This window comes from Dyadobacter ginsengisoli DSM 21015, from assembly GCF_059568735.1.
Genome location: NZ_JCANTY010000001.1, coordinates 837,878 through 853,291, shown reverse-complemented (window position 1 = coordinate 853,291; position 15,414 = coordinate 837,878). Strand labels below are relative to the sequence as shown.

Genomic DNA, 15,414 nt, shown 5'->3' with positions numbered 1-15,414 from the left:
CTTTTCAATAAAAATCAACAAAACAGCCGGAAAGCAGCTGCATTTCCGGCCATTTATGCTATTAATATCCTGCGTTCTGTTCCAGGCTTGGATTACGGTCGCGCTGGACGTCGGGGATCGGCCACCAGTAGTCGCGTGCCGGGTTGAAGGTACGGGTCATGATGGTTTTGTTGTCATAGGTCAGGACGGGAGCATTCAAAACCTTCTCCGCCGTCTTCCAGCGGCGGATGTCATTGTAGTAGAAACCCTCCTGCGCGAGCTCGATCCTGCGTTCAAGGCGGATGATCTCACGCAACTCGGCTTGTGTTTTCCCACCGGCTACCTGAGGCATTCCGGCACGGGTACGAATCTGGTTCAAAGCCGAATAGACGGCGGCGTCCGGGCCTGCCGCTTCATTCTGAGCTTCGGCGTACATCAGCAGCACATCCGCAAAACGGATCACCATGTAATTGATCTCCGAGCGATCGCCCTGGATGTTGTTACTGTTGGGTTCTTTGTCATACACGGTATACTTCTTGGTACCATAGCCCGTCACCACAAAACGCGCCGGTGTGACAAGTTCCCCCTGGAAGGTGTCACCGGGGTATACGATCGTCTGGTACAGGCGCGGATCGCGGTTTTCGTAAGGCTTCGCGGCATTGTACAGGGGCGACGCGGAATGTGGTAAACCGTCTTTCATGAGGTAGGCGTCGATGAGGTCGCGAACAGGCGCATTCGTATTATACTGACGACCAATCAGATCGAATGAACTTCCTTGTTGCGGCGTGATGAACTGCACATCAAAAACCGACTCTACGCTGTTGTCGTTCTGGGGCAAAAACAGTTTGCGGTAGTCCGGGAACAAAGCATAGCCAGTACCGGCCAGATCCATAACCGCCTTCGCGGCGTCGGCTGCCTGTTTCCATTTGGCTTTATCGCCGGAAACGTTGTTCAACGGGCTCGCTTCAAAAAGCAGTACCCGTGCTTTTAACGCCATCGCAGCACCTTTTGTGGCGCGGCCGACGTCTCCCGCCACCGTATATTTGACAGGTAATGTGGCCGCTGCGGCGTCGAGGTCTTTCAGGATCTGCTGCACGATTTCATTGCGCGTGTTACGCGGGAGTGAGGCCTGCTCGTTCGGGTCGGGCTCGCCGAGGATCAGCGGCACGCCGCCATAGTACATTTCCAGGTTGGTATAAAAAAGCGCACGCAAAAACATGGCTTCCGCTTTCATACGGTCTTTCGTTGCGTCCGCCATCTGAATGGGATCGATCCGGGCAAGCAGGGTGTTGCAGCGACCTATCCCACGGTAGCTGTCGTCCCAGCGGGAGCCCACGATGCCAGAGTTGGTGGCAGTCTGCGTACCGGCAGCGATCACGTTCCACCCGCCCGAATTATCGTAGTTATAGGCATTGGGGGTGGCTGTTTCTTCCCAGAGGGGTGTGGCAGTCCCGCCGTATGCGCCCGTTGTGCGCAACACCGAGTAGCAGGCATTCAATCCCATCGCCGCATTCGCTTCGGTGGTCCAGAAGGTTTCTTTCGAATAACGGTCATTGGGATCGGTATCGAGGATATCGTTGCCGCAGCCGGTCATCAGCAACCCGCTTAATGCAATGCAGAGTATATTTTTCAAGGTTTTCATAGGCATATCAGAATGAAGCGCTCAGACCAAAACTCACTGTTTTCAGCAATGGATAATCATACAGGGTATCCTGCCTGATGTTTCGTTCGGGGTCAGAGTCTTTGTACTTCGAGAAAGTGAAAAAGTTTTGAAGATTGAAGAACACGTTCAGCTTGCTGATTTTAGCCTTGCCAAGCCATTGTTCCGGGAATGCATAGTTCAGCTGAACGTTCTGTACCCGCAAGTAAGAAGCGTCGCGAAGCCAGAATGTCGAGTTCTGGTAGTTTTCGGAAGCACCCTGCGGCGTGGTCAGGATCGGCAGGCGTGCCCCGGTGTTCTGGGGGGTCCACGAGTCGGTGGCCCATTCCCTGGTGAGGCCGGCACCGTTGTTAACCGGGTAGGCGAGGTTGGCCGTCGGATAAATGCTGATACCCTGCACACCTTGCAGGAAGGTATTCAGGCTGAACCGTTTGTACGACAGGTTGATCATAAAGCTGTAATTCCACTTCGGAATCGATGAGCCGGTTACCATGCGGTCGTCGCCATTGATCTTCCCATCGTTATTAACATCCCTGTATTTGAGATAACCCGGTTTAACGGCGCTACTGACGGTCGCACTGTTTTTGATTTCATCCTGCGTCTGGTAGATCCCGTCGGCCTGATAGAGGTAATATGCGTCGATAGGCGCGCCTTCTTTAAGGATCCGGCGGCCATCGATTACCGTTTCTCCGCGCAGGTCTTTCACTTCATTTTTGACATAACTCAAACCAGCCCGCAGCTCATACCGAAAATCCTGAATGCGGTTACGGTGGCTCAGCGAAAGTTCAAAACCGGCGTTGTTCACAGCCCCGATGTTGCGCGAAGGCCCCGCAAGGGCGCCTACCTGCGAAGGGATCGCTACCTGACGTAGGATACCGGTTGTTTTGCGTGTAAAAATATCAAACTCCGCTCCCAGCTTGCCCGACCATGCTTCCAGATCGATCCCCGCATTGTAGTTCGCGGTCGTTTCCCACGAAATACCCGGGTCGTTGTAGGCGGTGGTGGCGGCACCGGGCTGGATCACCCCTCCGAAAGAGTAGTCGCCCCCGAGTGAAACCACATTGAGGTAGCTGTACAACGGCACCGATTGGTTACCCAGCTTGCCCCAGGAAGCGCGTAGTTTCAGCAGGTTGATGAATTTCAAACGGAAGAAATCCTCCTGATCGATCCGCCAGCCACCCGAGATCCCCGGAAAAAGCCCCCAGCGCTTGCCGAGCGCAAAACGGGACGAGCCATCGTAACGCAGTACCGCTTCGAGCAGGTATTTTTCCTTGAATGCGTAATTGATCCTTCCGAAGTAGGACGCTAGCCTGTCGCGCGTGACGGCACCGCCCACGGCAGGGTTCAGGGAACCGGCGCCGATGTCGGTCAATGTGCTGCCCGGGGTGCTTTCGACGCTGGAACTAAATTTACCCCGGTCGAAGTCGTTGTAGCTCTGCCCGATCATCGCCGAAACGTTGTGGCTGCCGCCCAGTGTCTGTTCCCAGGAAAGCGTCTGGTAGAAGGTCAGGTTGAGATTATCCCCAGTGGCATTATAGGCCACTGGATTTCCGTAGGTCATCGGGGCAAGCGTGAGCGGATCGTACGTGTTCACCCGCGAGTTGAACCTTCTTTCCAGACTATCCAGCTTGTCGAAACCGAAATTGATACTGTATTTCAGATTATGTGGCAGCTGATAGTCGGCGTAGAGTTTGGTGAGAAGGCGCTGCACGCCGTAAGTACGCTGGCCTTCCTTCACAAGCTTCATCGGATTTTCGATGGAATTCCGCCCCGGCGTTCTGAATGCGACATTACCATAGCGGCCGTCCTGTACGTAAGGAGTAAAAATCGGCAACACGCGCATCAGCGCCCCGAAATAGGAAGAAGTACCGTCCACCGGCTCCTGCGAGTGGCGGTAACTGCCGATGAGGTTGGCTCCTACCCGCAGATTTTTAGTGACTTTGGCTGAAAGATTCAGATCCAGGGAGTAACGGTCGGCCTTGTCATTGTCGATCAATACGCCTTGCTGGTTCATATAGCCCAATGCGAGGCTGTAAGTCAGCTTGTCGCTTCCGCCTGAAAACTGCAAATGGTGCTGGTTGAGCTTCCCTTTCCGCATGACCTGATCGAACCAGTTGATGTTCGGATAGGCATAAGGATTGGTAGCCATTCCCTTCTGGTACTGGTCGATTTGCGCGTCGCTGTAATCCACGACTGTCTTACCTTCGTTCCGCAATGCCTGGTTTTTGAGCTGCATATACTGGATCGGGTCCCACACCACGTCGGGCATACGGGTAGGAGTCTGGAAGCCATAGGAAAAATTGTAGTTGATCTGCGTTTTGCCTTCCTTTCCTGCCTTGGTAGTGATCAGGATCACGCCATTCGCCGCCCGGGAACCGTAGATGGCCGCAGAGGCGTCTTTCAAGACGGTGATCGTCTCGATATCATTCGGGTTGACCATATTCATATCGTACTCCACCCCATTCACGAGCACCAGCGGATTGCTGTTGTTGGTCGTCCCCACTCCCCGAATCCGTATCGTCGCATTGTCGGCACCGGGTTTGGAACCCGCCTGGTTAACCCACAATCCCGACACGCCGTGCAATGCCTGGCTGGTGTTCGTCACCGGGGTATTTTCCTTCGTTTTCATATCCAGTGTCGACAGTGCACCGGTCAGGTTGACCTTTTTCTGGGTACCGTAACCTACCACCACGACCTCGTTCAACGCCTGGTTATTTTCTTTTAAAACGACATCCAGCACCGCACGGTCATTCACCGGAACCTCTTGGGTATCATAGCCGATGAAGGAGAAAATCAATGTACCGCTGCCGCTTGGGATCGTCAGTGAAAAATTACCTTCGACATTGGTGGACGTGCCCGTAGTTGTACCTTTCAAAACTACGTTCACGCCGGGAATCGGCTCCCCGCCACTACCCGTTACCTTTCCGGAGACGGCGAAGACCGCCGCGATCACGTCACTGCGGATATCACGGTGATGATCGAGGGAAACGGAATCCAGCCGGATATGCATCCGCCTGTAAAGCAGGATCTGCCTGCCGGTAATTTTATAGCCGATGTCGGTACTCCGGAAAATTTCATCCAGCGCCCGCGTTACCGATGCGCCTTTGATATTCACATTGACCTTCTCGGAGACATCGACCCGGGCATGATTGTAAAAGAAGCGGTACTGGCTTTGCGCTTCGACCTGTTTCAGGAGGTCTTTGATCGCAACGCCGCTTTTCAGGATAGATATCTGTGGCTGGGCGCTTCCGGGGCCGGCCTGGACCTGGAAAAGCGAACCAAAAAAGAGAAGCATTAATGTCACCATGGACAGGCGTAACAGGTTTTGTAGGACGTTGCATCCCGGAAATGCCGGGCAATACAAGCCCCGCTCGCTCGGGTGTCGAGTTTTTTTCATACTTTCAAAAGTTTTTTGATAAAACATCTCAAGAAGCGCTTGCCACTCCCGGCATCGCTTTGTAACGCCAGGAGTGTTCGCACCACTTCCGGCGTTTTTTTATGGATCGTTTCAGTGCTTCATAAGCGGGTCCGGGTTTACTTCATTTGTACAGATACTGCCATTGATAAAAACTTCATTTCCCTTGATATGGTAAGCTACGTTATGTGAAAGCGCAATGAGGTCCAGAATCTCGCCCAGGCTCTCCTTTTCGAAATCCGCCGTGAAGAGGCAGCTGAGGCCCTGCCGGTTGTCGATATGGATTTTGACCTGAAAACGGCTTTCGAGCCGGGACAGCACTTCTTTGAATGGCACCGCTTCGAAAACCATGCTCTGTTGCTCACGCGCCGCGAGATCCAGCACCCTGATCTCCCGAACATCGCCAACCAGGCTGACGGTCACGGTTCCGGCTTCCCGCGAGTACACGGCGCGTTGATTCGGGGCAAGGATAACGGGGGCTGGTTCGGGCGCCTGGTTTTTTTCGACCATCACTTTCCCACGTACTAATGTCGCTTCCACCGTTTTATCCGACGGGTACGACTTCACATTGAATGTCGTACCCAGCACCCTGATTTTCAAATCGGTGGTATGCACAATAAAGGGTTTCGATGCATCGTGCGACACGTCGAAGAATGCTTCGCCGTTCAGGTACACGTTGCGTGTGTCGCCATTCAAATCCCTCTCATATCTCAGTGTCGAGCCCGGCTTGACCCATACCACCGAACTGTCGGGCAATAGCACTTTCGTAAGTTGATCTTTGGTGGATACCACTGCATATTCCTCGCCGGAAGGTCTCTGTTTCCACCAGATACCGCCGGCGATCAGCAATGCGAGGAACACGGCTGCCGCCACGCGTCCCCAGCGTACCGGTATGACACGCGTCGCTTCGGTTTCGGGCAACCTATCATTGGCCTCGGGAAAACCGGGCAATGCGTCTCGAATATCCCTGCCGATCCGGGCAGCGGTACCGGGTTCGTTTTCGAGTTCCATTTCAATGTCCCGCTCCCTCGGGGAAAAGGAGTGGTACCAGGCATCCAGCTCGGCGAGTTCATCCGTCGTGCAGGTCCCGGTTCTTTGTTTATCCAATAAAAATGCCAGTCGTTGCCTGTTCATTTTTGTGCCTTGTTTATGCCAAGACAAACCGGAACGGCGGTTGTACCAGATGTTTTTGAAAAAAATTCAGGAATTACGGTAACGCTCAACGCGTTCCTTGATCCGCCGTAACGCATTACTGATCTGATTGCGGACGGTTTGGTGGGATAATGCGAGGTGTTCGGCAATCTGGACGCCGGTCATGTGTTGCTCGCGGCTCAGAAGATAGATCCTGCGCATTTGTTCGGGCATGTAGGCGATCTCCTTTTCAATCAGCAATGCGAGCTCTTCGAATCCGGCCGAATGATGATCGGGTTCATCATGAAACTGCGTTTCGTGCGCATACGCGAGGAGGTGTTTCTCGTCGGTAAGCCGCGCGTGAAAGAGGTTGAAGATTCTGTTTTTGACTGCGGTATGGAGGTAGCCGGCCACGGAAACCGGCATGGTAAGTGACTCACGCCTCGTCCAGATCGTCATGAAAACCTCCTGGACGCAATCCTTCGCATCAGCCTCGTTTTCGAGGCGTGCATAGGCCCTCACATAGAGCCGTTGCCAGTAACGCTCAAAAAGTTCGGCAAAGGCGGATAAGCTGCCTTCGCTGATGATCATTCCGAAAATATGACTGTCCGAGGCGTTTTTCACAGCTGTCGACGCAAGTAGAAAGTATGCTCCATTTGCAAAATTAAATGCCCCGAGGCGATATTTCCGGCCATCGGAGATATTTACCAATTTGTTAACATGAACCAAACGGAGGGCGGACCTGTACATCCGCGAACGGCGGCTGCCATGGTAGTTCCCTAAAAATAATGTAATGTTAACAATTTGGAATCATCCGGGCCATAATATGCTGGTAGTTTTGGGCATACCAACCGGCATGTTATGTGGTCACCTTTACTTCTTGACAAAAACAGGTTCTTCAAATCCGTTTCCTGGCTGCTTATCCTTCTCTTTCTTTCCGAAGCCACTCCCGCAGCCCGCGAACACACCGGGAAATCCGGTTACAATCCAACGCAACTGCCCCCCGATTCCCTGTATGCAGGCCGCTTTTCCGTCATCACTTACAACATTGCCGGCCTTCCCCAACTCATTTGCAGCGCCGTCACCCCGAGAAAAGAGAGCATTTCCGCTGTCGGCCGCCTGCTCAACCGTTTCGATATCGCGCATGTGCAGGAGGATTTCAATTACAACCAATACCTGTATAATGCTGGCAACAACCACCCCTTCCGCACCCTTAGCAAGGGGGCCGTCATGACCGGCGACGGCCTCAATACCCTTTCCAGATTCCCGGTCAAAGATCTCCGCCGCATCGCGTGGACCGACTGCACCGGCGCCGACTGTTTCACCCCCAAAGGTTTCACCTATACACGCATTGAAATCGCCCCTGGCCACTTCATCGACTTTTACAACGTGCACGCCAACGCCTACAACCATCCGCGCGCCGCATTGGCGCGACGCCGCAATATGGAGCAGCTATCGACTTACATCCGGCTCCATTCAACCGGCGATGCGGTGATCGTTATGGGCGATCTGAATGGCCGTTACAGCTTCGGCCGGGATAATGTGGATTGGTTGTTGAAGGAGAATGGCCTCGCGGACCCCTGGATTAGCTTTCATTGCAAGAACCAGCTGCCGTTCCGCAGCGACGCCATTCCTGCCAGCGACATCCTCAGCCTGACCGATTCATGTGAGACGATCGACAAGATACTTTTCCGCAGCAGTGCATTCATTCAGCTCAAACCGGCCGCCTATGCATTGGAGAAGGCTATGTTCACCAACGCAAAAGGGTTGCCGCTATCGGACCACCACCCTGTTTCGGCCCGGTTTGAATGGAAAATCCTGAATAATGTAATTGCCTATGACTGAACCAGTACCGGGAAATTTTCGACAGTTTCCTGCATGCTCTTCCTGAACTGAAACGGCGTAAGCCCTGTGAACTCTTTGAAATTGCGGATAAAATGCGACTGATCGGCATATTCCTGCTCGAAGGCGATGTCGGAAAGTTTATCGTACGACTGGCTGCGGAGCTGGTTGAGCGATGCCTGAAAGCGGCATATGCGCGCGAACAGCATCGGTGATAGCCCGATACCTTCCTGAAAACGCCTTTCCAGGGTGCGCTCCGAGATCTGCAACTCCTGCCGCAGGTCCTTCATCGAAATATTACCCTGCGACTGAATGATCCGCTGTAATGCATAACGCGTCGCGGCTTGCAGGGTATGGTCATTGCTACAAATCTGCTCCCAAAGACATTCAGAAAGGATATTGGCCTTTTCTTCCACATCGGAGGTGCTTCTCAGCCGCTCGATGAGCCGCTTCCCATTCAGGAACAGGTCCAGATCGAGGCAATCGTTGGTCAGCTCGTGGGAATCCATTCCGAATACGGATTTCAGGGCATGCGGATAAAAGTAAACTCCTATTGTGCTGAAAGTGGCCGGTGAAACGATGCGGGTATGCGCGGTCGATTGCCCGTACATATACACAGGCGAAAGTTGTTTCCCCTCCTGAAACGACGCGCCCTCGAATTGCTGGAAAACTATGCCGGGTGAACCGTCGGCGATGGTCACGAAATGAATCTGCTCATCGGGCCGGCCCGAGCTTTCCAGTGCCCAGTAGTACCGGACGTAGTCTTGCAAATGGGGTGGCGGCTGGATCTGATGATATTTCATGGCTGATATACTGATACGGCAAGTTACCGATTTTCTTAAAACAATTCTTTCAGATACTCCTGAACACCAACCGGTTTGCGGCCCAGGAAGCCTTCCAGCGAGTGGTGCGTCTTTTCGAACTCCCCGGCCCGGATGCTGTCGGCCATGCTTGCGTAAAAGCCCGCCTCTTCTTCCCCCAGGCCAAAGCCGAGCAGCCCCTTGCGGTAATCCTCTGCGGAAATATCGGTATGCCCGGCCTCCTGATAACCTGCTATATCCTTCAAAGTCAATGCAATGTCGGCAAAACTAAAAGTTTCCGCCCCTGTAATGTCGTGCGTAGCATTGTCGAATGCAGGCCCGGTAAGCACATTGGACAGCGCCTCGGCAATGTCCTTCCGCGACGCGAAGCTCACACGTCCGCTACCCGACGGATAGAAGATCCGGCCATCGCCCATGGCTTCACCGATAAACAGGGGGATCGTTTCGTGGTACATGCTGTTGCGGAAAAAGACGTATCGCATGCCGCTCTGACGGATTAGTCCCTCGGTATTCCGACAAACGTGGGCCGCATGGAAATGCGCCGACTCATGCGGGAAAAGCGTGCTCGTGTAAACAATTTCCTGCACGCCGCATTTCGCCGCTGCATGCACGACGCGCGTCTCCTGCGCCAATGCACGCACACCCGTGGCCGAAGCAGAGATTTGCAACAACCTGTCCACCCCTGTCAGCGCCTTTTCCAGCGACTCTTGATCTTCGTAGTCGGCCGTACGGATGTGTATGCCCGAACCCGCGTACTCTGCGAGCTTTTCAGCGTCACGCACGATAGCGACGATGTTTTGGGGTAATGTCTTTTTCAATAAAAAGGAAAGGGTGGCTTTCCCAAGATTTCCGTTTGCTCCTGTAATGGCTATCATTGTTTTATTTGTTTTTGTTTAAGGCAAAACTAGAAGCCACCCGTCCCTCAAAATAGAACAAAACCGTCACGCCCGATTTTCAGGCATGGAAACCCTTTTTTTCACAATCATCCTTAGATTTGGTCACACGCCCGGATATGCATATCAGTATTATGGAGAATTACAGTATCGTTATCTTTATTATGACCATCATGATCGGCCTTTCCGCCATGGCCGACAGCGTCAAAATACCCTACCCTGTCCTGCTCATCACCGCCGGAATCGCCATTGGTTTCATCCCTACCCTGCCCGTCATCGAGCTCAATCCCGAAGTAGTTTTCCTGATCTTCCTGCCGCCGCTGCTCTACGACGCCGCGTTCAATATCAACTTCCAGGATTTCAGGACCAATATCAATACCATCGGCACCCTTGCCATTTCGCTGGTATTCATCACCGCGTCCGGTATCGCGGCCGTCGCCTACTATCTTATTCCAGGCATGACCTGGCCGCTGGCGTTCGTTCTCGGCTCCATATTGTCGGCTACCGACGCCGTTGCCGCCATGAGCATTACCAAGGGCCTTGGACTTTCTTCCAAAACCAATACGATTCTGGAAGGTGAAAGCCTGGTCAACGACGCATCTGCACTGGTCGCTTACCGGTTTTCGGTAGCGGCGGTGACCGGCTCGGCATTCATATTCTGGAAAGCCTCCGCAGAATTCGCCGTCCTTCTCCTCGGTGGGGCGATTGTCGGGCTGGTCATCGCGCGCGTCCTGGGCGCTATCATCATGCGAATCCACCACAATGCGCAGGCTACCATCGGGATGATGCTCCTGATGCCGTTCGTCGCCTACCGGGTGGCGGAAGAACTGGAAGTCTCCGGGGTGATCGCCGTCGTGATCCTCGGCCTGGGCATTGCCGATTTCAGCAAGAAAATATTCCCCGATCGCCTCAAACAGCAATCCAAAAGCATTTGGGATATCATCATATTCCTGCTCAACGGCCTCATATTTATATTAATAGGGCTGCAATTCCCGTACGTGATCAAGAATATCAGCAGCGATCAGCTCCTTCCCTACATTGGTTACGCGCTCATTATTACGATCATAGCGCTCGTCCTGCGCATGATCCGGGTTTTCTGGCAGCGGGCCAACCTGCAAAAAGGCTTCGAAAGCGGTCGTGGCAGGATCAGTGAAAACGCATTACTCGATTTCAAAAACAGCCTCATTATCAGTTGGTCAGGCATGCGCGGCATCGTTTCGCTGGCCATCGCCATCGGTCTCCCCACGCACCTGCACGACGGCACACCTTTTCCCATGCGCGATGCGATTATCTTTATCTCGGTGGCCGTTGTGTTGTTTACATTAATAGGCCAGGGCCTGACGCTACCGTGGATTGTGAAGCGGTTGGAGTAGCAATATCCTCCTGATTTTTTTTATTCAATCGGTTACATGGGAGTTCGGAGTCGCGGAAATTTCCATTATTTTCGCAAAATACTTATCAACTTATCCTTCCTATGATCAGATTTCTATCAGTGTTTTTTGTTGTCCTGCTCTCTTTACCATCACTAAGAGCCCAGACGGATTCTTCTCTTGCCGACACTTCTCAGGCTAACATGCAGGCCGAACTTCAAAAAGTGATCGAGCGCGACAAACAAATAAAGTATCAAACAGGCTCGGTAGAAGTCAGTTCCGAAGTAAAGCTTACCATACCGGCTGGTTATAAGTTTATGCCTAAATCGGACGCGGAGTTTGTCGTATTCGACTTTTGGGGTAATCCGCGGCGAGACGATTTACTCGGTATGGTTGTCAAACAGGATTATTCCATCGCCGATCCTGCCGCCTGGGCGTTCATTGTCTCCTATGAAAAATCCGGGTTTGTGAAGGATGAAGACGCTGCAGACATGGATTACGACGAAATGATGGATGAAATGAAGGAAAGCGAAGCAGCGGAAAACGATGAGCGTCAAAAACAGGGATTTGGTCCAATACATATGATCGGCTGGGCCTCCAAGCCCTACTACGACAAGGGAAACAATATCCTGCACTGGGCAAAGTCAATGGTTTTCGGTGACGCTATCGATACAACACTAAACTATGACGTACGAATCCTTGGTCGCAGAGGGATTCTGAGCCTTAACGCGGTAGGTACGATCGGTCAGATTTCGGACATCAAACAACACATTCCTGACATTATTCACATCGCAAAATTCAACGAGGGAAGTCGTTACATTGACTTCGATCCCGAGGTGGATGAGGTAGCTGCGTATACGATCGGGGGCTTGGTTGCGGGCAAACTGCTCGCAAAAGCAGGCATCCTCGCCCTAGTACTTAAAAACATCAAACTTGTAATATTAGGAATTGGCTTGTTTTTCGGCGCTATCCGGAACAAAATCGCAGGTCTGTTCGGGAAAAAGAAACCGCAAAGCGAGCCTGAAATGGCCGAGTCAAGCAATTCCGACACTGAACCTACGCCAGAAAGTTGATCACATTAGGTATAATTGCATTAACCGTCATTCTCTCCCTGTTATGCTTTTCCAACAGGGAGAGTTTCGACCGTCTTACGCTGGTCCCCTACCAGATGCAGCAGGACAAGTCCCAAGCGTACAGGCTCGTCAGTCACGCGTTTATCCACGCCGATGTCGGCCACCTTCTTTTCAATATGCTCACGTTATTTTTCTTCGGGAGTGAAGTCGAAAAGGGCATTCTCTCGCCCACCGAATTTGTAGTGTTCTACCTCATGGCAATTCTCTTTTCGTCACTACCTTCATATCAAAAAAACAAGGCCAATCCACAGTACGCCGCCGTCGGGGCTAGTGGTGCGGTGTCAGCGATCATGTTTGTCATGGTTCTGTTTCAGCCGTGGTCGGTGATTTATCTAAAATTCATTATCCCGATTTATTTTATCCTTTTCGCTTTCGGTTATTTGGGTTACTCCTATTATCAAAGCAAAAAAGGCGATAGTAACATTGGTCACGACGCGCATTTGTACGGTGCGCTTTTCGGACTGGCGTACATGCTTATCTTTCATCCCGGAAGCCTCCGAATATTTCTGGACAGGATTGTCGAGGCTCCGTTTTTAATTTAAAAGTCGCCCTCAAAATTTTTTCCTCATTTTCCACTTTTCTTAACCTAGGTTAATGTTTCCGGTCTCCCGCTGGCCTAGTTTTGTCCTATCAAATCAAGCACAACAAGACGAAACGAAACAAATATTCAAATCTCAAAACCTTTTTAGATCATGGAAACTCTGAATATCATCGACCCAGCCAACGACCCTGCCATTTTTGAAGATGTAAAAACATTTCTGTATGCATTGAATTCAGGCGGCGGTACTCCGCTGGAACAACTCTCCCTCGCTGACGCCCGTAACGTGCTGGTGGGCGCGCAGAATTCGGTCGAAGTAGATTTGTCGGGGATTGAAACCAGTGAAAAAACCATCACCCAGGACGGCATCACCGTCAAACTCGATATTGTAAAACCCGCTGGCGCCACCGAAAAACTACCTGTGTTCATTTTCATCCACGGCGGTGGTTGGGTACTCGGTGATTTTCCTACCCACAAACGCATTGTCCGCGATCTGGTCGTCTATTCAGGCGCAGCGGCGGTTTTCGTGAACTATACTCCATCACCCGAAGCGCAATACCCCGTAGCGATCAACGAAATTTACGCCGCCACCAAATGGGTAGCCGCGCATGGCGACGAGATCAATGTCGACGGAAGCAGACTGGCCGTAGCCGGTAACAGCGTCGGTGGCGATATGGCCGCGGTAACTGCGCTGATGGCCAAAGACAAACAAGGTCCCGCAATCAAACTGCAGGTGCTGTTGTGGCCGGTAACCGACGCCAACTTCGAAACTACGTCGTACAACCAGTTTGCCGAGGGTCGCTTCCTGACCAAAAACATGATGAAATGGTTCTGGGACAACTACACCACCAATCCCGCAGACAGAAAACACCGGTATGCATCGCCGTTGCAAGCCACTACTGAGCAATTGAAAGACCTGCCTCCCGCTCTGGTCCAAACCGCAGAAAACGATGTACTGCGTGACGAAGGCGAAGCGTACGCCCGCAAACTCGAAGCAGCCGGCGTTAAAACCACGCTGGTGAGGTACCAGGGACTCATTCACGATTACGGTTTACTCAACCCACTTGCTGCCGTTCCCGCCGTACAAGGAGCATTATTGCAAGCAGGTGCCGCGATCCGTCAGGCGCTGAAATAGCTTTCCAACACATATGCCGGAGCAGGTTATACGCAAGTGTAACCTGCTTTTTACTTTAATGAGCAGCTATCCCTCAGATAATCAATTAATTATAAAAATTTAATAAAAAATTAAACAATATTAAGAAAATAGTCACTCTGTCATGTGTCGTGTTTGTAGGCAACAGGCTAAATTCGCCACGTAAACCATACACCTACTCTATGACGCAAAGACAAATCGGGCTGATAACCGTTTTCTCGGGTTATCTCCTGCTGGCCATTACCATTTACCGATGGCAACTTTTCACACACTACGTTTTCACCATCCTGATCTTTAAAGCGATAGTCCCCATTGCCTTCGTCCTGCTCTTTCTGGGTGTGGCGCGTCTTTTGAAACTTCCGCTCTGGTCCGCATTCCTGATACCGCTCCTGATGGAACTGCTCTCCTTTTGCTACATCCGGCATACCATGAAGGTCAATGGCGCTGCGGATTATCATGAGACCGGTATCCTCGGCCAGTGGGTCAACTATAGGGACGTGATCCAGTTCAACCGCCATTTCAGCAGCTATTCGCCCGAGCTTGGGTATGTGCTCCGCCCCGGCAGCGAAAATATACATGCAGGTCTTGAATACAGCAATTTATACCGGATCAACAGCCTCGGGGTGCGCGACGACGAAAGTTCACTCGATAACCCCGGGCTCGTTTTCCTTGGCGACTCGTTCACGATGGGCTGGGGCGTCGAGCAGGAACAGACCTATGCTGCCCTTACGGAGAAAAAACTGGGTGTCCGGACATTAAATGCGGGTATTTCTTCCTATGGCACATTCCGGGAAATGGTTCTTTTCTCTAAAATAAAAAGGGATTCCTGCCAGCTGGTGGTACTGCAGTATTGTGAGAACGACCGGGAGGAGAATGAGGCGCGCAACGAGCCAAATGCACAGGGCCAGTTGCTGACCCCGGAAAAGTTCGAAAACACCACCATTTTTAACCGGATCAACGAAACGTACTACCCCATGCGGTTCAGCTATTTTTTTGTACGGGAAAAAGGTCTCTTGAAGCGTATCTGGACCAGCCCCGTGGCAGTCGTCCGTGAAATTGGGGGAGCATTGCATGCGTGGATCAATGGAAAACCGTTTCCGCAGGGAGCTCCGCCCGCGAAAAAAACACTGGCTGAGATCAAAATCCATACGGAGTACTTTTTCAGGTCGCTGGCGAAGATCAGGAAGTTTTATCAGGGGAATATCGTCGTGACGCACCTGGACGGCCTCCCCATTCAACCCGAAATCATAGAAGCATTTGAGGCGGAGGCGGGCAGAACCGGTGATCCGCATTTGTTTTTTCTTCCGGTTCACAACCTGTTGTCGGCGAAAGACTACTATCCGATCGACGGCCACATCAATGCTTCCGGCCACGCCAAAATTTCAGAAGCGCTGGTGCGCGTGATCCGTGACCGCAAATTGGTGCATTAGCCCATTAACAAACAAAACCGGGAGTTTCGGCACCGCCAAAGCTCCTAGT

12 protein-coding genes are annotated in these 15,414 nt (G+C 52.1%); 6 read left to right on the top strand and 6 right to left on the bottom strand.

Annotation, left to right across the window (positions count from 1 at the left end; all coding sequences use genetic code 11):
* Window positions 1-61 precede the first annotated feature (61 nt).
* The 4 genes from BP71_RS02875 to BP71_RS02860 all read right to left on the bottom strand — a co-directional run bounded on the left by BP71_RS02875 (window position 62) and on the right by BP71_RS02860 (window position 6,776).
* Window positions 62-1,621, bottom strand: coding sequence for a RagB/SusD family nutrient uptake outer membrane protein (locus tag BP71_RS02875; RefSeq protein ID WP_496376404.1), 1,560 nt, complete (start codon window positions 1,619-1,621; stop codon window positions 62-64).
* Between the two features lie 7 nt (window positions 1,622-1,628).
* A complete protein-coding gene (locus BP71_RS02870; protein WP_496376402.1) occupies window positions 1,629-5,036 on the bottom strand; it encodes a TonB-dependent receptor in 3,408 nt (1,135 codons plus the stop codon).
* Window positions 5,037-5,147: 111 nt separating this feature from the next.
* A complete protein-coding gene (locus BP71_RS02865; protein ID WP_496376400.1) occupies window positions 5,148-6,188 on the bottom strand; it encodes a FecR family protein in 1,041 nt (346 codons plus the stop codon).
* A 66-nt stretch (window positions 6,189-6,254) separates the two neighbouring features.
* Window positions 6,255-6,776, bottom strand: coding sequence for a sigma-70 family RNA polymerase sigma factor (locus tag BP71_RS02860; protein ID WP_496376398.1), 522 nt, complete (start codon window positions 6,774-6,776; stop codon window positions 6,255-6,257).
* Window positions 6,777-7,046: 270 nt separating this feature from the next.
* Here BP71_RS02860 and BP71_RS02855 point away from each other — a divergent pair, with 270 nt between their 5' ends.
* Window positions 7,047-8,030, top strand: a complete 984-nt coding sequence (locus tag BP71_RS02855; RefSeq protein WP_496376396.1) for an endonuclease/exonuclease/phosphatase family protein — start codon at window positions 7,047-7,049, stop codon at window positions 8,028-8,030.
* Here the strand turns inward: BP71_RS02855 and BP71_RS02850 are convergent.
* Window positions 8,021-8,830, bottom strand: coding sequence for an AraC family transcriptional regulator (locus BP71_RS02850; protein WP_496376394.1), 810 nt, complete (start codon window positions 8,828-8,830; stop codon window positions 8,021-8,023). The two genes, BP71_RS02855 and BP71_RS02850, sit on opposite strands and share 10 nt — an antisense overlap.
* 35 nt (window positions 8,831-8,865) lie before the next feature.
* Window positions 8,866-9,723 (bottom strand): NAD(P)H-binding protein, encoded by an 858-nt coding sequence (locus BP71_RS02845; protein WP_496376392.1) that lies wholly within the window; start codon window positions 9,721-9,723, stop codon window positions 8,866-8,868.
* Window positions 9,724-9,860: 137 nt separating this feature from the next.
* On the opposite strand from BP71_RS02845, the gene BP71_RS02840 reads away from it, so the two are divergent.
* From BP71_RS02840 to BP71_RS02820, 5 genes are all read left to right on the top strand, one after another.
* Complete coding sequence (locus BP71_RS02840) at window positions 9,861-11,114, top strand: Na+/H+ antiporter (protein ID WP_496376390.1); 1,254 nt, start codon at window positions 9,861-9,863, stop codon at window positions 11,112-11,114.
* 101 nt (window positions 11,115-11,215) lie between these two features.
* Window positions 11,216-12,184: a DUF2167 domain-containing protein gene (locus tag BP71_RS02835; protein WP_496376388.1), complete on the top strand. Its 969-nt coding sequence runs from the start codon at window positions 11,216-11,218 to the stop codon at window positions 12,182-12,184.
* The gene (locus BP71_RS02830; protein ID WP_496376386.1) at window positions 12,181-12,786 is read left to right on the top strand and encodes a rhomboid family intramembrane serine protease; all 606 of its coding nucleotides are present in this window, start codon (window positions 12,181-12,183) and stop codon (window positions 12,784-12,786) included. Before BP71_RS02835 ends, BP71_RS02830 begins: the two co-directional genes overlap by 4 nt.
* Before the next feature lie 150 nt (window positions 12,787-12,936).
* On the top strand, window positions 12,937-13,917 hold the full coding sequence (locus BP71_RS02825) for an alpha/beta hydrolase (protein ID WP_496376384.1): 981 nt from the start codon (window positions 12,937-12,939) through the stop codon (window positions 13,915-13,917).
* A 200-nt stretch (window positions 13,918-14,117) separates the two neighbouring features.
* Complete coding sequence (locus tag BP71_RS02820; protein ID WP_496376382.1) at window positions 14,118-15,365, top strand: SGNH/GDSL hydrolase family protein; 1,248 nt, start codon at window positions 14,118-14,120, stop codon at window positions 15,363-15,365.
* Window positions 15,366-15,414: the final 49 nt, after the last annotated feature.

Excerpts from the sequence above, each read along its gene's own strand:
- BP71_RS02875 (WP_496376404.1), bottom strand. The coding sequence starts at position 1,621 with ATGAAAACCTTGAAAAATATACTCTGCATTGCATTAAGCGGGTTGCTG.
- BP71_RS02870 (WP_496376402.1), bottom strand. The coding sequence starts at position 5,036 with ATGAAAAAAACTCGACACCCGAGCGAGCGGGGCTTGTATTGCCCGGCA.
- BP71_RS02865 (WP_496376400.1), bottom strand. The coding sequence starts at position 6,188 with ATGAACAGGCAACGACTGGCATTTTTATTGGATAAACAAAGAACCGGG.
- BP71_RS02860 (WP_496376398.1), bottom strand. The coding sequence starts at position 6,776 with ATGATCATCAGCGAAGGCAGCTTATCCGCCTTTGCCGAACTTTTTGAG.
- BP71_RS02855 (WP_496376396.1), top strand. The coding sequence starts at position 7,047 with ATGTGGTCACCTTTACTTCTTGACAAAAACAGGTTCTTCAAATCCGTT.
- BP71_RS02850 (WP_496376394.1), bottom strand. The coding sequence starts at position 8,830 with ATGAAATATCATCAGATCCAGCCGCCACCCCATTTGCAAGACTACGTC.
- BP71_RS02845 (WP_496376392.1), bottom strand. The coding sequence starts at position 9,723 with ATGATAGCCATTACAGGAGCAAACGGAAATCTTGGGAAAGCCACCCTT.
- BP71_RS02840 (WP_496376390.1), top strand. The coding sequence starts at position 9,861 with ATGCATATCAGTATTATGGAGAATTACAGTATCGTTATCTTTATTATG.
- BP71_RS02835 (WP_496376388.1), top strand. The coding sequence starts at position 11,216 with ATGATCAGATTTCTATCAGTGTTTTTTGTTGTCCTGCTCTCTTTACCA.
- BP71_RS02825 (WP_496376384.1), top strand. The coding sequence starts at position 12,937 with ATGGAAACTCTGAATATCATCGACCCAGCCAACGACCCTGCCATTTTT.
- BP71_RS02820 (WP_496376382.1), top strand. The coding sequence starts at position 14,118 with ATGACGCAAAGACAAATCGGGCTGATAACCGTTTTCTCGGGTTATCTC.